Origin of the sequence: Burkholderia sp. KCJ3K979 (genome assembly GCF_016759955.1) — a bacterium.
Taxonomy (GTDB): Bacteria; Pseudomonadota; Gammaproteobacteria; order Burkholderiales; family Burkholderiaceae; genus Burkholderia; species Burkholderia orbicola.
This window is the reverse complement of record NZ_JACFYV010000504.1, coordinates 1-308: the sequence shown is the minus strand read 5'-3', so window position 1 is coordinate 308 and position 308 is coordinate 1. Positions and strand designations below refer to the sequence as shown.

General features: G+C 51.9%; 1 rRNA gene. It reads left to right on the top strand.

Features of this window, described 5'->3' with window-relative positions:
- Positions 1-186 precede the first annotated feature (186 nt).
- Positions 187-299 (top strand): 5S ribosomal RNA (gene rrf, locus H3O04_RS35840).
- The last annotated feature ends 9 nt before the right edge of the window (positions 300-308 follow it).

Genomic DNA, 308 nt, shown 5'->3' with positions numbered 1-308 from the left:
CTAACTGATACTAATTGCCCGTAAGGCTTGATCCTATAACAAGTCTGCCTTGTAGATCGGCGCCGTGTGAAAGCACTGGCCGCGATCCAGAGCGACATGTTGGATTCTCGTGTGTGATACACACAACCTAATTACTGCTTCTTCCAAGATTGGTTGCGCTGCGAAGCAACGCAACAACCCTCTTTGCCTGATGACCATAGCGAGTCGGTCCCACCCCTTCCCATCCCGAACAGGACCGTGAAACGACTCTACGCCGATGATAGTGCGGATTCCCGTGTGAAAGTAGGTAATCGTCAGGCTCCCCTCAA